Source organism: Leifsonia sp. Leaf336 (genome assembly GCF_001423695.1).
In the GTDB taxonomy this organism is placed as follows: Bacteria; Actinomycetota; Actinomycetes; order Actinomycetales; family Microbacteriaceae; genus Leifsonia.
In genome coordinates this window covers 1,209,053-1,224,975 of record NZ_LMOZ01000001.1, presented here as the reverse complement: position 1 = coordinate 1,224,975, position 15,923 = coordinate 1,209,053, and the positions used below count along the sequence as shown (strand labels likewise).

The 15,923-nt window shown below is 71.6% G+C and carries 15 protein-coding genes; 2 read left to right on the top strand and 13 right to left on the bottom strand.

Annotation, left to right across the window (positions count from 1 at the left end):
• Positions 1 to 23: 23 nt before the first annotated feature.
• The 4 genes from ASF88_RS05960 to ASF88_RS05945 are packed head-to-tail and all read right to left on the bottom strand — an operon-like array spanning position 24 to position 5,229.
• Positions 24 to 3,485, bottom strand: a complete 3,462-nt coding sequence (locus ASF88_RS05960) for a TM0106 family RecB-like putative nuclease (protein WP_055915488.1) — start codon at positions 3,483 to 3,485, stop codon at positions 24 to 26.
• A 44-nt stretch (positions 3,486 to 3,529) separates the two neighbouring features.
• On the bottom strand, positions 3,530 to 4,093 hold the full coding sequence (locus ASF88_RS05955) for an HhH-GPD-type base excision DNA repair protein (RefSeq protein WP_055915486.1): 564 nt from the start codon (positions 4,091 to 4,093) through the stop codon (positions 3,530 to 3,532).
• 21 nt (positions 4,094 to 4,114) lie between these two features.
• Entirely contained in the window at positions 4,115 to 4,330 is a 216-nt protein-coding gene (locus ASF88_RS05950) for an SCO4848 family membrane protein (RefSeq protein WP_055915484.1), read from the bottom strand.
• The gene (locus ASF88_RS05945; RefSeq protein ID WP_055915482.1) at positions 4,327 to 5,229 is read right to left on the bottom strand and encodes a LysR family transcriptional regulator; all 903 of its coding nucleotides are present in this window, start codon (positions 5,227 to 5,229) and stop codon (positions 4,327 to 4,329) included. The genes ASF88_RS05950 and ASF88_RS05945 overlap by 4 nt, the downstream gene beginning before the upstream one ends.
• A 92-nt stretch (positions 5,230 to 5,321) precedes the next feature.
• Between ASF88_RS05945 and ASF88_RS05940 the strand changes: the two genes are divergently transcribed.
• Positions 5,322 to 6,554 carry an MFS transporter gene (locus tag ASF88_RS05940; protein WP_055915480.1) on the top strand — a complete coding sequence of 411 codons (1,233 nt, stop codon included), beginning with the start codon at positions 5,322 to 5,324 and terminating at the stop codon, positions 6,552 to 6,554.
• A gap of 22 nt (positions 6,555 to 6,576) precedes the next feature.
• Here the strand turns inward: ASF88_RS05940 and ASF88_RS05935 are convergent, their stop codons facing one another.
• The 6 genes from ASF88_RS05935 to ASF88_RS05910 form a co-directional block, all read right to left on the bottom strand.
• Positions 6,577 to 7,467: an SseB family protein gene (locus ASF88_RS05935; protein ID WP_082518769.1), complete on the bottom strand. Its 891-nt coding sequence runs from the start codon at positions 7,465 to 7,467 to the stop codon at positions 6,577 to 6,579.
• Complete coding sequence (priA, locus tag ASF88_RS05930) at positions 7,451 to 8,197, bottom strand: bifunctional 1-(5-phosphoribosyl)-5-((5-phosphoribosylamino)methylideneamino)imidazole-4-carboxamide isomerase/phosphoribosylanthranilate isomerase PriA (protein ID WP_055915478.1); 747 nt, start codon at positions 8,195 to 8,197, stop codon at positions 7,451 to 7,453. The genes ASF88_RS05935 and priA overlap by 17 nt, the downstream gene beginning before the upstream one ends.
• Positions 8,198 to 8,258: 61 nt before the next feature.
• On the bottom strand, positions 8,259 to 8,891 hold the full coding sequence (gene hisH, locus ASF88_RS05925) for an imidazole glycerol phosphate synthase subunit HisH (protein WP_055915476.1): 633 nt from the start codon (positions 8,889 to 8,891) through the stop codon (positions 8,259 to 8,261).
• A complete protein-coding gene (hisB, locus tag ASF88_RS05920) occupies positions 8,888 to 9,490 on the bottom strand; it encodes an imidazoleglycerol-phosphate dehydratase HisB (protein ID WP_055915474.1) in 603 nt (200 codons plus the stop codon). Before hisB ends, hisH begins: the two co-directional genes overlap by 4 nt.
• On the bottom strand, positions 9,487 to 10,611 hold the full coding sequence (locus tag ASF88_RS05915) for a histidinol-phosphate transaminase (protein WP_055915472.1): 1,125 nt from the start codon (positions 10,609 to 10,611) through the stop codon (positions 9,487 to 9,489). The genes hisB and ASF88_RS05915 overlap by 4 nt, the downstream gene beginning before the upstream one ends.
• A gap of 70 nt (positions 10,612 to 10,681) precedes the next feature.
• Positions 10,682 to 11,086: a LysM peptidoglycan-binding domain-containing protein gene (locus tag ASF88_RS05910; protein ID WP_235493296.1), complete on the bottom strand. Its 405-nt coding sequence runs from the start codon at positions 11,084 to 11,086 to the stop codon at positions 10,682 to 10,684.
• Between the two features lie 236 nt (positions 11,087 to 11,322).
• Here ASF88_RS05910 and lexA point away from each other — a divergent pair, with 236 nt between their 5' ends.
• A complete protein-coding gene (lexA, locus tag ASF88_RS05905; RefSeq protein WP_055915470.1) occupies positions 11,323 to 11,994 on the top strand; it encodes a transcriptional repressor LexA in 672 nt (223 codons plus the stop codon).
• 63 nt (positions 11,995 to 12,057) lie between these two features.
• Here the strand turns inward: lexA and ASF88_RS05900 are convergent, their stop codons facing one another.
• From ASF88_RS05900 to ASF88_RS05890, 3 genes are all read right to left on the bottom strand, one after another.
• Positions 12,058 to 12,408, bottom strand: a complete 351-nt coding sequence (locus ASF88_RS05900) for a metallopeptidase family protein (RefSeq protein WP_055915468.1) — start codon at positions 12,406 to 12,408, stop codon at positions 12,058 to 12,060.
• A gap of 82 nt (positions 12,409 to 12,490) precedes the next feature.
• Entirely contained in the window at positions 12,491 to 14,845 is a 2,355-nt protein-coding gene (gene metE, locus ASF88_RS05895; protein WP_055915466.1) for a 5-methyltetrahydropteroyltriglutamate--homocysteine S-methyltransferase, read from the bottom strand.
• Positions 14,842 to 15,831: a methylenetetrahydrofolate reductase gene (locus ASF88_RS05890; protein WP_055915464.1), complete on the bottom strand. Its 990-nt coding sequence runs from the start codon at positions 15,829 to 15,831 to the stop codon at positions 14,842 to 14,844. Before ASF88_RS05890 ends, metE begins: the two co-directional genes overlap by 4 nt.
• Between the last annotated feature and the right edge of the window lie 92 nt (positions 15,832 to 15,923).

Sequence of the window (15,923 nt, the reverse complement as noted above, 5' to 3'; positions counted from 1 at the left end):
GGCTCACCCGGCGCCGCTCGCGTTCAGTCGCGCCATCCCGTTCCGTCCTGTTCCACGAGCCGGATGAACGCGCTCAGCTCGCTCACCCCGGCCGGCGTGGTCGGCAGGAACTCGGTCAGCTCCGGCGAGTGGACGAGGTACGCGGCCCACTTCGCTCGGGAGATCGCGACGTTGAGCCGGTTCTTCGACAGCAGGAACGACATGCCCCGCGGAACGTCGGCCGCGGACGACGCGGCGAGGCTGACGATCGCGATCGCGGCCTCCTGCCCTTGGAACTTGTCGACCGTGCCGACGCGCACGTCGGGGTACCCTGCCGCGTCGAGCGCCTCGCGAACCTCGGCCAGCTGCGCGTTGTACGGGGTTACGACGATCACGTCGTCCTGCGCGAGCGGCGAGTCGTCGCGGTCAGCCGCCGGGTCCGTCCACGAGCGCTCGATCAGGTCGCGCACGAGGGCGACGACGGCCTCGGCCTCCTGCGGCGACGCCGTGGCGTTGCCGATGTGCGCGACAGGCACCGCGTGGAGGCCGGGGACGACCCCGGTCAGCTCGCGGTCCGCCGCGCCCGGGTGCGCGTGCAGCCGCCCCTCGTACGACAGCGCGGACACGGCCCGGGCGAGAGCGGGGTGGAGGCGCCGGCTCTCGGCGAGGAAGTACCCGAACTCCGCCGGGAGCACGTCGTGCCCGTCGCTCACCCAGCCGAGGGCGGAGCCGTCGACCGGCTCGGGATGGCTCCCCTGGCTCACCTGCGGCAGCTGCTGCGGGTCGCCGAGCAGCAGCAGGTTGCGGGCCGCCACGCCGACGGCGATGGTCGAGGCCAGCGAGAACTGGCCGGCCTCGTCGACGACGAGCAGGTCGAGGCTCTCGCGCGGGAAGCGCGCCGGGTTGGCGAAGTCCCACGCTGTGCCGCCGAGGACGAAGCCGCTCGCCTCGCGCTCCGCGGCGAATTCGAGCTGGCCGTTCCTGCGCAGCGGCGTGAACCGGGGCGACTCGGCGGAGCTGCTCGGCACCTTGCCGACGAGCGCGGCGTCGAGTCCGGTCGCGACGACGCGGTCGAGGAGGTTCTCGACGACGGCGTGCGATTGTGCGACGACGCCGATGCGCCAGCCGTGGTCGGCGACCAGGCGCGCGATCACGTGCGCGCCGAGATACGACTTGCCGGTTCCGGGAGGTCCCTGGACAGCCAGGTACGACGCGTCGAGGTCGAGGAGGCTGGCGGTGACGGCCGCGATCCGGCCGCTGCCGTCCTCCGGTCCCTCCGGGGCGAGGAGGCCGGAGCGGGTGCGCGGTGGAGTCCGCCGCAGCAGATCGACCGTCGCGTTCGTCGGCCAGCGCCCGGCCTGCAGTGCGGTGACCAGGGTCGTCCCCCATTCCCGGATGGCCTCCGCGAGCGGACGCGTGTTGGGAGGGGCGGCCGGGGTCAGCGCGGTCGGGAGGTGGTGGTACGCGGCGACGTCCTCCGGGAGCGTCTCGCGCACGAGCACCGAGCCGTCGTCGGCGACGTCGATGACGGCGACGGTTCGTACCGTGCGCGCGCCCGGCTGAGCCCGTAGGAGCCGGAACGGGCCCGGGTACTCGTAGAGCAGGTACGGTCCGGAGTTCTCGCTGACGCGCACCGCGCTGCCCGCACCCCACTGGCCCGAGAGCAGGAGCTCGCGTCGCTCGACGCGCTGACCTTCGTCGAGGTACCAGTCACGCACCACCCGGGCGGACTCGACGACCAGCACGTCACGGGTGTCCGCCCACTCCTCCACCGGCTGTATCAGCCGTGAGAAGTGGCTCTGCCAGAAGCTCTTCTGCTCGCGCCGGTGGAAGTCGATCGCGGCGGCCGCGAGCGCGACGGCCTCTCGGTCGGGGGTGCGGTGCGGGTCGAGCGGGTCGCCCGCATAAGCCAGGAGGCCTGCGCGGAGCGGGGAGGCCTCGGGAGCGACTTCGGGCTCCTCGAGCGGAGCCGCGCCGATCGGGACCCCGTTCTCTTCCGCCCGGGCGAGCAGCCAGTCTCGCAGACGCAGCGTCGAGACGCAGTCGTACCGGTTGTAGTCGCCGAGCGCATCGAGCAGCGGCTGCGCTTCGTCCATTCGGCCCAGCGCGATGAGGTCGCGGGCGTTGGCGTACTCGGTGATCGAGTCGGCGCCGTTCGTCACCTCGCTCTGCCGCAGCTCGGAGCCCATGTAGAGCGGCTCGAGCTTCTTGATCGAATACGAGCGCGACCCCACCCGGACGGACTTGCGCACCAGCGGGTACAAATCGACCATCACGGAGTCCCGCAGCAGGGCGTCGACCTCCTCTTCGCCGACCCCGTGCCGGGCCGCGAGCGACAGCAGATGGGTCTGCTCGTAGGCCGCGTAGTGGTAGATGTGCATGCCGGGGAAGGCTGCGCGCCGTTCCCGGACGAACGCGAGGAACCGCTCGAGCGCGACGCGCTCCTCGGCGAAGTCATGGGCCCAGAACGCGGTGAACCGGGCGTCCTGATCGACCAGCCCGAACAGGTAGTCCAGATTCCAGCGCTCGCCCGCGCCCTCCGTGTAGAGCGGGTCGCCCTCGAAGTCGAAGAAGATGTCGCCGGGATCGGGCTCGGGCAGCACCGCGAGCACCGGGGCGTTGAAGACGCGGATCGGCGGCGGCGCGCCCTCGACGGCCTCCAGCTGCAGCCGCGCCTGTTCGCGCAGCCCGGTCAGCGTGCCCTCGGGGATGCCCTCGATCTGGCCGGCGGAGGCGGCCAGCGCGTCGATCGTCGTGATGCCGGCCGCGAACAGTCGCTCCCGCTGCGTCACGCGCATTCCCGCGACGAGCAGTACATCGCGGGCGGCCTGCACCTCCGCGTCGCACGTGTCGCAGCGGCCGCAGACGGTGAAGCGCGGGTCGCCCCACGCCACGGGACCGGGGTCGGCGATGATCTCCAGGAGGCGAGCGCGCCTCTTGCGATAGACCGGCTCGATGTCGGACAGGCGGTGCTCGCTCACCGACCCGTCGCCGAGCAGCAGCTCGACGGCGCCGTCGACCTCCACCCCGGTGCGGCGCAACTGCTCCGCGTAGGCGGCGAGCTGGAGCAGGGCGGTGACGCGGGCGCTGCGTGCCAGCTTGGAGTCTTGCACGCGGTACCGGCCGTCGGGCAGGCGCACCACGAAGTCGGCGAACCCGACGAACGAGCCGTCGAAGAACGTGGCCTGGAAGACCACCTCGCTGGCCCGCTCGAAGGCGCGCGCCGTGTCGGCGACCGCCTCCGCCAGCGAATCGGCCGTGAGCGATTCCGGCCGGGCGATCTCGGCGACCGCCGCCCCGAACCGCTCGCGGTAGCGCTCCAGGATGTGGTGCTCGTGCTCGTCGCCCAGCCGGGACGAGCGCACGTACATGGGATCGTCGACCTCTTCGGTCTTCTCGATCCTCCCCAGCTTGACGTCGAGCGAGCGGAGGAAGGCGAACTCGCACTTCGACGCCTCGGTCAGGTCACTGGCGCTGGTGACGATCACACCGTCGAGTAGGAACACACCGCAACGCTATCGGCGTCCGCCGACATCCGCGGGCGGGCGGCTCAGCCCTTGGCCGCCGCCTTCATCGCCCGCTTGTGTTCGCGGACCCGGGTGAGCGAGTCGGCGTCGACGATGTCGGCCACGGAGCGGTAGCCCTCCAGGCCGTAGTCGCCCGCGGCCTCCCGCCAGCCGGGGACGTCCAGCCCCTTCTGCTTGCCCAGCAGCGCGAGGAAGATCTTCGCCTTCTGCTCGCCGAACCCGGGCAGCGCCTTCAACCGTCGCAGCACCTCGGCGCCGTCCGGGTCGCCCTGCGTCCAGATCGCCGCGGTGTCGCCTCCCCAGTCGCTGACGATCGCGGACGCCAGCGACTGCAGCCGCCCGGCCATCGAACCCGGGAACCGGTGCACGGAGGGCGTCTGCTTCATCACCTCGACGAGCTTGTCCGGGTCCAGCCCGGCGATGCCGGCCGGGTCGAGCGATCCGAGCCGGTTGCGGAGCTTGGCGGGGCCGGCGAACGCGGTCTCCATCGCGATCTGCTGATCGAGCAGCATCCCGACGAGGAGAGCGAACGGGGACTGGTCGAGGAGGGCGTCCGCTTCGGCGTCGCCGGTGATCGAGAGAGGCATGCCCTCATGCTCCCATCCGCGTCACGCGACGAGCAACAGCACTCCCGCGACAGCGGACAGCACCGCGAGCAGCAGAGCGACGCCGAGGAGGACGGCGTGCACCACCAGGAACGGGGTCGCGCGTCCCGCGGCGTCCCTCGCGCGGCTGTCGGTGCGCACCCGGGCGAAGAAGCGCGGCCAGGCGAACACGTTGAACAGCGCGTTGAGGAACAGGACGACGGCGGCGAAAACGGTCATGATGCCTCCAGCGTAGGCGGAACCGCGCGCCCGAACCGTTCGGCGATCAGCCCGACCAGGGCGCGGGCCGCCGCTCCGGGGCGCGGATGCGCGATGACGCTGAGGCGCCACTCGATCGCCGGGTTCAGCGGCCGGGTGACCGCGCCCGGGGTGGGGATGACGGTCAGCGTCGGGAGGGCGGCCACACCCAGACCCGCGGCGACGAACCGCGGGATCTCGCCCAGGTCGGACACCTCCGTCGCGATCTGCCTCGTCAGCCCGGCCGACGTCAGTGCGCGATCGAGGGTGACGCGGTTGCCGAAGCCCTCGCGCGCATCCACCCAGCGCTCGGCGGCGAGGGCCTCCAGCGGCAACGCGCCATCTCCGGCGGCGAGGGGGTGGCCCTCCGGCAGAACCGCGACGAACGGCACCTCGGCGAGCGTCAGCTCGATCACGCCGGGCGCGGAGTCGGGCAGGCCGAGGAACGCCACGTCGATCCGGCCCTGCCGGACGTCGTCGGCGAGTCCCGTCGACCCGCTGGGCGACGGCCCGAGCCGCAGATCGACGCCGGGATGCCGCCTGCGGAACTCGCCCATGATGCCCGGGAGGTCGATCGAGGTCAGGTTCGTGAAGATTCCCACGCGCACGGCACCGCGCAGCGCGCCCTCCCCGACCACGAGGTCGCGCAGCCGCTCGATCGACTGGAGGCCCGTGCGCGCCTCGGCGAGCGCGGCCTCCCCGACGCCGGTGAGGCGGACGCCGTGGGCGTCGCGCTCGAAGAGGCGTCCGCCGAGCTCGCGCTCCAGTGCGGCGACGCCGGCGGAGACGGTGGACTGGGCCGCGAACAGGCGCGCCGCGGCCCGCGTGAAGTTGAGCTCTTCGGCGACCGCGACGAAGTATTCGAGCTGGCGGGTGTCCATCCCGTCATCGTACAGCGACAATCGCTCGCTCCGATTGTCAGCATCATGAACATTCGTTGGACACGATCACACTCGAGTCGGATCATCGAAACATGTCCATCAACGCCCCCGCCTCCACCACCACCACCCGCGAACGCTCGGCCTGGCGCCTGCGCCACGGCGCGGGATTCTGGGTGATCGCTGCAGCCTTCCTCGCGGTCATGGCGTTCTCGACGATCCCGACGCCGCTCTACGCGCTGTACCAGCAGCGCGACGGATTTCCGACCTGGGTGATCACGGTCGTGTTCGCGGCCTACGCGGTCGGGGTCATCGCGAGCCTGTTCCTGATCGGCCACCTCAGCGACTGGGCGGGCCGGCGCCGGATGGTCCTTGTCGCGATCCTCCTGGAGATCGTCGCCGCGGCGCTGTTCCTGGTCTGGAACGACGTCAGCGGTCTTCTGCTCGCCCGCCTGATCTCGGGCGTCGGCGTCGGCGCCCTCACCGCGAGCGCGACCGCGCACCTGAGCGAGCTCCGTTCCGTGGCGAAGCCCGAGGAGGGTCCGCGCCTGGCCGGAACCGTCTCCACGGTGGTCAACACCGGCGGTCTCGCGCTCGGTCCGCTGATCGGCGGACTGTTCGCGCAGTTCCTGCCCGCCCCGCTGCTGCTCCCCTATGCCGTGTTCCTCGTCGTGCTCGCCGTCGCCGCCGTGGCGGTCGCGCTGGTGCCGGAGACCGTCGAGCGCGCCGAGGAGCGGCCTCCGTACCGCCCGCAGCGCATCTCGCTCCCCGCTGCATCGCGCGGTGCGTTCTCGGCCGCGGCGGTCGCCGCGTTCGCGGGGTTCGCGGTGTTCGGGCTCTTCACGTCGCTGGCGCCCAGCGTCCTCGCCGGCACCTTCCACGTCGCCTCGCACCTCGTGGCCGGCGCCGTGCCGTTCTCGGTGTTCGCCGCCTCCGCCGTCTCGCAGATCGTGTTCGCGCGCGTCCGCACCCGGCCGCAGCTGATCCTCGCGATCGTGCTGGTCGCGCTCGGGCTGGCCGGCCTGGCCGTCGGGGTGCTCGGCGGCTCGCTGCCCGCGTTCATCGTCGCCGGCATCGTCGCCGGAGCCGGAGTCGGGCTGCTCTTCCGCGCCGCCATCCTGGTCGCCGGCTCGCTCGCCGCGCCGCAACGCCGGGGCGAGGTGCTGGCGGCGATCTTCCTGGTCGCCTACGTCGGGCTGGCGCTCCCGGTGCTGCTCGTCGGCGTCGCGCTCATCCTCTGGCCGCTGGTGCCCGTGCTCGTCGGCTTCGTCGCGATCGTCGCAGTGCTGTCTGTGCTCGCCGGCCTCCGGATGCTGCGCACCGCGTGAGCCGGCCGTGCCGAGGCGCTCGTCAGGAGGCGGTCGCGAGTTGCACGCGCAGGGAGTCCACGCGCGTGGCGATGGCGTCGTCGGCAGCCCAGCGCTGTGCCAGCCGGGACAGGATGGCGTTCAGCTCCTCGGCGGTCAGCCCGCTCGCCAGCGTCAACCGCACGACGAGCTCTTCCGCGGCCAGACGACAGCCGGGATCGCCCGCCAGCAGCTCGACGTCGAGCACGCCCAGCTCCGAGCCGACCGACGTGCGGAAGGCGTCGGCGACCACCGGGTCGCGGTCGCTGGGCAGCCACGCCTGGCCCTGAGCCAGCGCCCACACCGCGGGGCGCCGGAGGACGAACTCGGTCTCGGAGGTCGGGTCGAGTACGAGCAGTTCGGTCTCCTCCGAGGCGGCGGCCAGCGCCGCTCGCGGCCCCGCGGCCGGAACCGGCCGGGCTGCGGGGTTCCACGCCTGCATCGCCGTCACCGACGAGAACACCGGGAGCACCCGTCGCCCGTCGGGCGCGGCGACCGTGACGATCGAGAGCTCCTGGGTCTTGTCGACGGCGAGCCCGGCATCGGTGGTGCCCTCGTCGCCGAGCTCGGCCACCAACGGGATCAGCAGCCGCACGCCGCGGACGGCCTCCACCACGGCCTCCGCCCCGACCTCGCCCGCCCGGAACGCGGCGAGGGCGCCGAGCAGTTCGGGAGGCGCGGAGCCGTCGTCGTCGCCGAACGGGTTCTCGTCGAATTCGCGGCCTTCCCAGGCCTGACCGGCGGAGTCGCCGTGCGACGGGGTGAAGCCCGCGAGGGCGGCAGCGAACCCGGCCAGCCGGTCGGCGCCGGTCTCGGTCGGCTGCTGCCGGAGGCCGGCTTCACGGTCGGCCTCGCGGTCGTGCGCGCCCTCCGGCGGCTCAGTCGCCGGCGACATCCAGCGCCTCGGGAAGCGTGAATGCGCCGGAGTAGAGCGCCTTTCCGACGATCGCGCCTTCCAGGCCCAGCGGGACGAGCTCGCGCAGCGCCGCGATGTCGTCGAGACTCGAGATGCCTCCGGAGGCCACGACGGGACGCTCGGTGCGCTCCATCACCTCGCGGAGCAGGTCGAGGTTCGGGCCTTTGAGCGTGCCGTCCTTGGTCACGTCGGTCACGACGTAGCGGGCGCAGCCGGCCTCCTCGAGACGGGCCAGCACCTCCCACAGGTCGCCGCCGTCGCGCGTCCAGCCGCGGGCCGCCAGAGTCGTGCCGCGCACGTCCAGGCCGACGGCGATCGCCTCGCCGTAGCGTCCGATGGCGCTCGCCGCCCACTCCGGGTTCTCGAGCGCGGCGGTGCCGAGGTTCACCCGGGTGGCGCCGATCTCCAGCGCCTGCTCCAGCGACTCGTCGTCGCGGATGCCGCCGGAGAGTTCGATGCGCACGCCCTTGGTCTGACGGATCACCTTCTTCAGGAGGTCGCGGTTGCTCCCCCGGCCGAAGGCCGCGTCGAGGTCGACCAGGTGGATCCACTCCGCACCGGCGTCGGCCCACTCGGCCGCCGCGTCGACCGGGTCGCCGTAGCTGGTCTCGCTGCCGGCCTCGCCCTGGGTCAGGCGCACCGCCTTGCCGTCCGCCACGTCGACGGCGGGCAGCAGTTCGAGCTTGGGCGTGTTGGTGAATTCGCTCATGTCGATGTCTTTCTCGAGTGGGGCTTCGATCGGGTCCGCGCGGCGGACCGGGTGGGTTTCGCTAGAGCGAGCCGATCCAGTTGCGGAGGAGCCGGAGGCCGGCGCTGCCGGACTTCTCGGGGTGGAACTGGGTCGCGGTGAGCGGGCCGTTCTCGACGGCGGCGACGAACCGCGAGCCGTGCTCGGCCCAGGTCACGCGGGGCTTCGGGAACGGTCCCGTGGCCTCCAGGGTCCACTCCTGCGCCGCGTACGAGTGCACGAAATAGAAGCGCTCGTCGCGGATGCCGTCGAACAGCACGGAGTCCTCCGGCGCCTCGACCGTGTTCCAGCCCATGTGCGGAACGATGTCGGCACGGATCAGGTCGACCGTGCCCGGCCATTCGCCGAGCCCTTCGCTCTCGATCCCGTGCTCGAGGCCGCGCTCGAACAGCACCTGCATGCCGACGCAGATGCCGAGTACCGGGCGACCGCCCGCGAGCCGGCGGTCGATCACTTCGTCGCCATGCGAGCGGCGCAGCGCGTCGGCCACGGCGGCGAAGGCGCCGACGCCGGGAACGAGCAGGCCGTCGGCCTCCTGCGCCCGGCGGCGGTTGCCGGTGAGCTCCACGTTCGCGCCCGCGGCCTCCAGGGCCTTGACGGCCGAGTGCACGTTGCCCGTGCCGTAGTCGAAGACGACGACGTCCGGTGCGCTCACAGCGCGCCCTTGGTCGACGGGATGCCCGACACCAGCGGGTCCAGCGCCTTCGCCTGGCGGAAGGCCCGGGCGAAGGCCTTGAACTCGGCCTCGGCGATGTGGTGCGGGTCGCGGCCGCCGACCACGGTGACGTGCAGTGTGATGCCCGCGTTGAACGCGATGGCCTCGAAGACGTGGCGCACCATCGACCCGGTGAAGTGGCCGCCGATCAGGTGGAACTCGAAGCCGGCGGGCTCGCCGCCGTGCACCAGGTAGGGGCGGCCGGAGATGTCGACGACGGCCTGCACGAGCGCCTCGTCGAGGGGCACCAGGGCGTCGCCGTACCGCGAGATGCCGGCCTTGTCGCCGAGGGCCTCCCGGATCGCCTGCCCGAGCACGATGCCGACGTCTTCGACCGTGTGGTGCACGTCGATGTCGGTGTCGCCGCTCGCGCGGACCCGGAGGTCGGTGAGCGAGTGCTTGGCGAACGCGGTCAGCAGGTGGTCGTAGAAGGGGACCGACGTCTGGATGTCGGACGCACCGGTGCCGTCGATGTCGAGGCTCAGCTCGATGCTCGACTCGCTGGTGGCACGCTGGAGCTGGGCGGCTCGGTTCGTCATGACTGCGAGTTTACTGGGGAGGCGGCGGTGGCACGGCTCGTGCCGGGACGGCCGAGCGCACGCAGGGCCTCCAGGAACGCCGTCGTCTCGGTCTCGGTGCCGGCCGTCACGCGCAGGTGGTGCGGGATTCCGACGTCTCGGATGAGCACCCCGCGTTCGAGCAGGGCCTCGAAGACGGCGTGCGGGTCGTCGACTCCGCCGAAGAGCACGAAGTTGCTGCCGCTGCGGTGCGGCAGGTACCCGAGCTCGGCGAGCTCGACGACCAGCCGGTCTCGCTGGGTGCGGATCTCGCCGACCATCGCCAGCATCTCGTCCGCGTGCGCGAGCGCGCCGAGGGCGGCCGCCTGCGTGATCGCGGACAGGTGGTACGGCAGGCGCACCAGGCGGAGGGCGTCGACGACGGCGGGGTCGGCGGCGAGGTATCCGACGCGCGCGCCGGCGAACGCGAACGCCTTGCTCATCGTTCGCGAGATGAGCAGGCGCGGGCGGCCGCGGAGCAGGGTGAGCGCCGTCTGCTCCCCGTCGGGGAGGAACTCGGCGTAGGCCTCGTCGACGACCACGATGCCCGAGGCGGCGTCGTAGACCGCCTCGATCGTCGCGAGGTCGAGCGGTGTGCCTGTCGGGTTGTTCGGTGAGCAGAGGATGACGATGTCGGGGTCGTGCTCGCGCACGGCCGCGACAGCCGTCTGCGGCGACAGCTCGAATTCGGCGTCGCGAGTGGCGGCGATCCAGGAGGTACCGGTGCCGGAGGCGAGCAGCGGGTACATCGAGTAGGTGGGGGCGAAACCGAGAAGGCTGCGTCCGGGACCGCCGAAGGCCTGGAGGATGTGCTGCAGCACCTCGTTCGACCCGTTGGCCGCCCAGATCTGCTCGGCGACGAGTCCGTGACCGAGGTACTCGGCGAACGCCTGGCGCAGCTCCGTGAACTCCCGATCGGGATACCGGTTGACGCCTGTGATGGCGACGGCCACGCGCGCGACGATGTCGGCCGCGACGTCCTCCGGGACCGGATGCGTGTTCTCGTTCACGTTCAACGCGACGGGCACGACTTTCTGGGGCGCACCGTACGGGGTGCGACCGCGCAGGTCGTCACGGATCGGAAGATCGGAGAGAGAGGTCACGCCTTCAATGGTAGTCAGGGTCGAAGCGGTGCTTCACCGTATGACGACGCCACCAATGCTCGGGCCGGCGTCACTTGTCGTACTGGGTCGGGACCGCGAGCTGCTGCCCCGGCGTCACGACCGCGGACTCGAGTCCGTTGAGCGAGACGAGGTCGGCGATGACGTCGCGCGGGTCGGCGTTGGGCGCCAGGCGCTCGGCGACCGACCAGAGCGAGTCGCCGGACTGAACGGTGACGTAGTGGAAGGTCACGTGCGCCTGCTCGCCGGTGGCCGCGGCGCCTCCGCCGTTGAGGGCGAAGACGAGAGCGCCGATCACGATCGGGAGGGCGACGAGTGCCATGAGGACGGCACGCCCGCGACGCGTGAGGCGGAGCCGGACGCGCGGTGCGACAGGACCGTCAGTGGCGACGCTCAGGGACGCGCGGTTCAGGGGTGCGCTGTTCAGGGACGCGGTGCTCATGACTGCTGTGCTCATGATCGTGACCTCCTCGGGGCTTCGTCGAAGCTCTGTTCCGAATATATCTTCGAATGTTCGAAACCGCAATCGGCGATCCGGAGGGAATTCCCGCATGAATTTCGAGACACACTCGAACACATGTTTGTCGGGCCGCCGTATCGTGGATACAGTTTCGATTGTCTGGGGGAAAGCCAACCAGGCACCACCGACATTCGGTTCCGACCGGGTGCGTGGACGGTCACGAAGGGACGAGCGTGTCGAACGAGAACCAGGCTCCGCGCACGCGGCGCCGAAAGAACCTCAGCGAGAAGCAGCTCGCCATCCTCGACGTGATCCAGCGGTCGGTGAGCCAGCGCGGCTATCCGCCGAGCATGCGCGAGATCGGCGACGCCGTCGGCCTCTCCTCGCTGTCGTCCGTCACGCACCAGCTGAACCAGCTCGAGCTGAGCGGCTACCTGCGCCGCGACCCGAACCGTCCGCGCGCGCTGGAGATCCTGATCGACCTCCCCTCGGCCCCCACCCCTGACTTCGAGAACCAGACGCCGGTCGGCGACGCCGCCATGGTCCCGCTCGTCGGGCGCATCGCCGCCGGTGTCCCGATCACCGCGGAGCAGCAGGTCGAGGAGGTCTTCCCCCTCCCCCGGCAGCTGGTGGGCAACGGCGAGCTCTTCATGCTGAAGGTCATCGGAGAGTCGATGATCGACGCCGCCATCTGCGACGGCGACTGGGTCGTGATCCGTTCCCAGAACACGGCCGAGAACGGCGACATCGTCGCGGCCATGCTCGACGACGAGGCCACGGTCAAGGTGTTCCGCCAGCGCGACGGCCACACCTGGCTGCTCCCCCGCAACTCCAACTTCGAGCCGATCCTGGGCGACTACTCCCAGATCCTCGGCAAGGTCGTCGCGGTCCTCCGCGCGGTCTAGGGGTCACGACTCGCCGTCTCCGGCACGAGGAGGCGGCGTGTTGCGTCCCCCGGAGGTCGCCGCTCACGCCCAGCCGAGCTCCTGGAGGCGGGCGTCGTCGAGGCCGAAGTAGTGGCCGATCTCGTGCACCAGCGTGATGCGCACGCGTGCGCGGAGCTGCTCGACCGTTTCGCAGCTCGCCTCGAGGTTGTTGCGGAACAGCGTGATGCGGTCGGGCAGCTCTCCGAACCCGTAGACGCCGCGCCGGGTCAGCGGATGCCCGGTATACAGCCCGTACAGCCGTGGACGCGCCCCGGCCGGCTGGTCCGCGATCAGGATCGCGACATTCTCCAGCGGGCGCACCATGTCCTCCGGCAAGCCGTCGAACACCTCGTCGACCAACCGATCGAACTCGTCGTCCGCCATGCGCACCATGCGCCCATCATCTCCGAACGCACGACGTCGCGCCGCCCCGTCCGCCGAGAGCGGAACGGGGCGGCACGACGCGGAGCCGGGGTCAGGCCGTGACGCCCGCACGCTCCCGCACATCGCGGGTGGCCGCGAGGATGTTGCGCAGCGACGCGACCGTCTCGTCGTAGCCACGGGTCTTCAGGCCGCAGTCCGGGTTCACCCAGAGCTGGCGGCCCGGGATCGCGCTGAGCGCCGTCTCCAGCAGCTCCGTCACCTCCGCGACCGACGGCACGCGCGGCGAGTGGATGTCGTAGACACCCGGGCCGATGCCGTGCTCGAAGCCGGAGCGCTGGATGTCGTGCACGACCTCCATGCGGCTGCGCGCCGCCTCGATGCTGGTCACGTCGGCGTCGAGGTTGCGGATCGCGTCGATCACCACGCCGAACTCCGAGTAGCAGAGGTGCGTGTGGATCTGGGTCGCGTCGGCGACGCCGGAGGTCGCGAGCCGGAACGACCCGACCGACCACTCGAGGTAGTCGTGCTGGGCCGCGCGCTTGAGCGGCAGCAGCTCGCGCAGCGCCGGCTCGTCCACCTGCACGACGCGGATGCCAGCGGCCTCCAGGTCGGCGATCTCGTCGCGTAGGGCGAGCGCGACCTGCCGGGCGGTCTCGCCGAGCGGCTGGTCGTCGCGCACGAACGACCAGGCGAGGATCGTGACCGGGCCGGTCAGCATGCCTTTGACGGGCTTGTCGGTCAGCGTCTGCGTGTACGTCGACCAGTCGACCGTGATCGGCTTCGGGCGGGAGACGTCGCCCCAGAGGATAGACGGGCGCGTGCAGCGCGAACCGTACGACTGCACCCAGCCGTTCTGCGTCACGGCGAACCCGTCGAGGTTCTCGGCGAAGTACTGCACCATGTCGTTGCGCTCGGGCTCGCCGTGCACGATGACGTCGAGGCCGATCTCCTCCTGGAGGTCGACGACGCGCTTGATCTCCGCCTGCATGCGGGCCAGGTAGTCGGTCTCGGTGATGACGCCCTTGGCGAACTGGGCGCGCGAGCGCCGGATGTCCGCGGTCTGCGGGAACGATCCGATGGTCGTCGTCGGCAAGAAGGGCAGCTGCAGCGCCTCGTCCTGCGCCGCGAGGCGGCCCGCGTAGTCGCCGCGGCGGAAGTCGGCGCGCGTCAGCGCAGCCTCGCGCGCCCGGACGGCCTCCACGCGTACGCCCGGTGCGGCCGCGCGGTCGGCGAGCGCGGCGGTGGCGGCGCTCAGCTCCTCCTGGATCTCTTCGTGTCCGTCGACGAGTCCGCGCGCCAGCACGGCGACCTGGCCGACCTTCTGGTCGGCGAACGCCAGCCACGACTTCAGCCGGGCGTCGAGCTCGGGCTCGTCGTCGACATCGTGCGGCACATGCAGCAGCGAGGTAGAGGTCGACACGGCCACGTCGGGGCTGAGCGACAGCAACGCCGTCAGCGTGCCGAAGGCGGCCTCCAGGTCGCCTCGCCAGATGTTGTGGCCGTCGATCACGCCGCCGACCAGCGTCTTGCCGGTCAGGGCGGACGCGGTGGCGGCGTCGAGCCCGGACGGGACGGTCCCGCGCACCAGGTCGAGGGAGATCGCCTCGACGGGCGAGACCGCGAGCACCGGGAGGGCGTCGTCGAGGCTGCCGTAGGGCGCCGCGACGAAGATCGCCGGACGCTCGGAAGCCGCGCCCAGCTCCGCGTACGCGGCACGCGTGGCCTCGAGCACTTCGGTGCGCTCCTCGTCGATGCTCTCGGAGACGAGAGCGGGCTCGTCGAGCTGCACCCACGGCGCACCCGCTGCCGCGAGCCGTGCCAGCAGCTCGCGGTAGACCGGGAGGAGGTCGGCCAGCCGCGAGAGCGGACGGAAGCCCTCCGGCGCCTCGTCGCTCGCCTTGCTCAGCAGCAGGAAGGTCACCGGCCCGACGATCACCGGACGGGTGACGAAGCCGGAGGCGCGGGCCTCCTCGAATTCGCGCACGATGCGGTCGGAGGCGAGCCGGAACGCCGTCTCGGGGCCGATCTCGGGAACCAGGTAGTGGTAGTTGGAGTCGAACCACTTGGTCATCTCCAGCGGCGCCTTCTCGCCCTCGCCGCGGGCGATGGTGAAGTAGCCGGCCAGATCGACCGAACCGTCGGCCCCGGCGAGATCCGCGAAGCGCGACGGGATCGCGCCGACGGTCACCGCGGCGTCGAGCACCTGGTCGTAGTAGCTGAAGCTCTCCGGGATCGCGGCGTCGTCGCGGCCGAGGCCCAGCGCGGCGAGGCGTTCGCGGGTCGCCGCGCGCAGCCCGGCCGCGGTCGCCTCCAGCTCGTCGGCGGTCAGGTCGCCGGCCCAGAAGCTCTCCACGGCCTTCTTGAGCTCGCGGCGACGGCCGATCCGCGGGTAGCCGATGATGGTCCCCACCGGGAAGGCGGAGCGTGCGGTGGTGGTGTCGGTCATGCGTGTTCGCTTTCCTTGGAGGTGGATGCGGGGGTGGATGCGGGGGTGGTTGCAGGTGAGGGTGCGGCCGGCAGGAGGCCGATCCTGTCGAGGACCGACAGCACCGCCGCGTGCTGGTTGAAGGTGTAGAGGTGGATTCCGGGTGCGCCGCCGTCGAGGAGGCGCTGCGCCAGCCGCGTCGCCCAGGCGATGCCGATCTCGCGCTGGCCGTCCTCGTCGGGCTCGACCTCGAGCTGGATGGCGAGGTCGCTCGGGAGGTCCTCGCCGCTCAGCTCGAGCATGCGCGCGAGGCGCGCGGGCGAGGTGACGGGCATGATCCCGGGCAGGATCGGGAAGGTCACGCCGGCCTCCTTCGCGCGTTGCGCGAACGAGAGGTAGTCCTCGGCGTGGAAGAACAGCTGGGTGATGCCGAGGTTGGCGCCCGCGGCCTGCTTGGCGAGCAGCGCGTCGATGTCCTGCGACACCGAGTGCGACGACGGGTGCCCGTTCGGGAACGCGGCAACCGCGATCTGCACGTGCTCCCGGTGGTTCAGGACGGTGCGGGCGGGGAGGCCGGGCACCGGCAGCTCGCCGTACGGAACGCGCTCGGCCTGCACGCGGTGGATGAGCTGCACCAGCTCGGCGGAGCTGCGGATGTCGCCCAGGCCGTCCTCGCCGGGTGCGAGGTCGGCGGGAGGGTCGCCGCGCACGGCGAGGAAACGGCGGACGCCCGCGTCGAGGAACTCGCGGATCAGCCGGTTGGCCTCCACGTGCGACGACCCGACGCAGGTGAGGTGCGCCATCGGGCTCACGTCGGTGTTCTCGAGGATGTAGCGCACGACCTCCAGCGAGGACGCACGCGACGATCCCCCCGCGCCGTAGGTCACGGAGATGAAGTCGGGGCGCGCGGCCGCCAGCAGGTCGATCGTCGATGGCAATGCGGCGGCGGCGCGGTCGGAGCGCGGCGGATACAGCTCGAAGGAGAACCGCGCGTCGGTACAGTCCATGGTTCCTCAGGTGTCGATCAGCTTCTCGGACACCCCGCGCCGGCCGGCAGCGGACGCTGCAGGAGGATACGGGGCGGGCGGGTGCCGGGCTC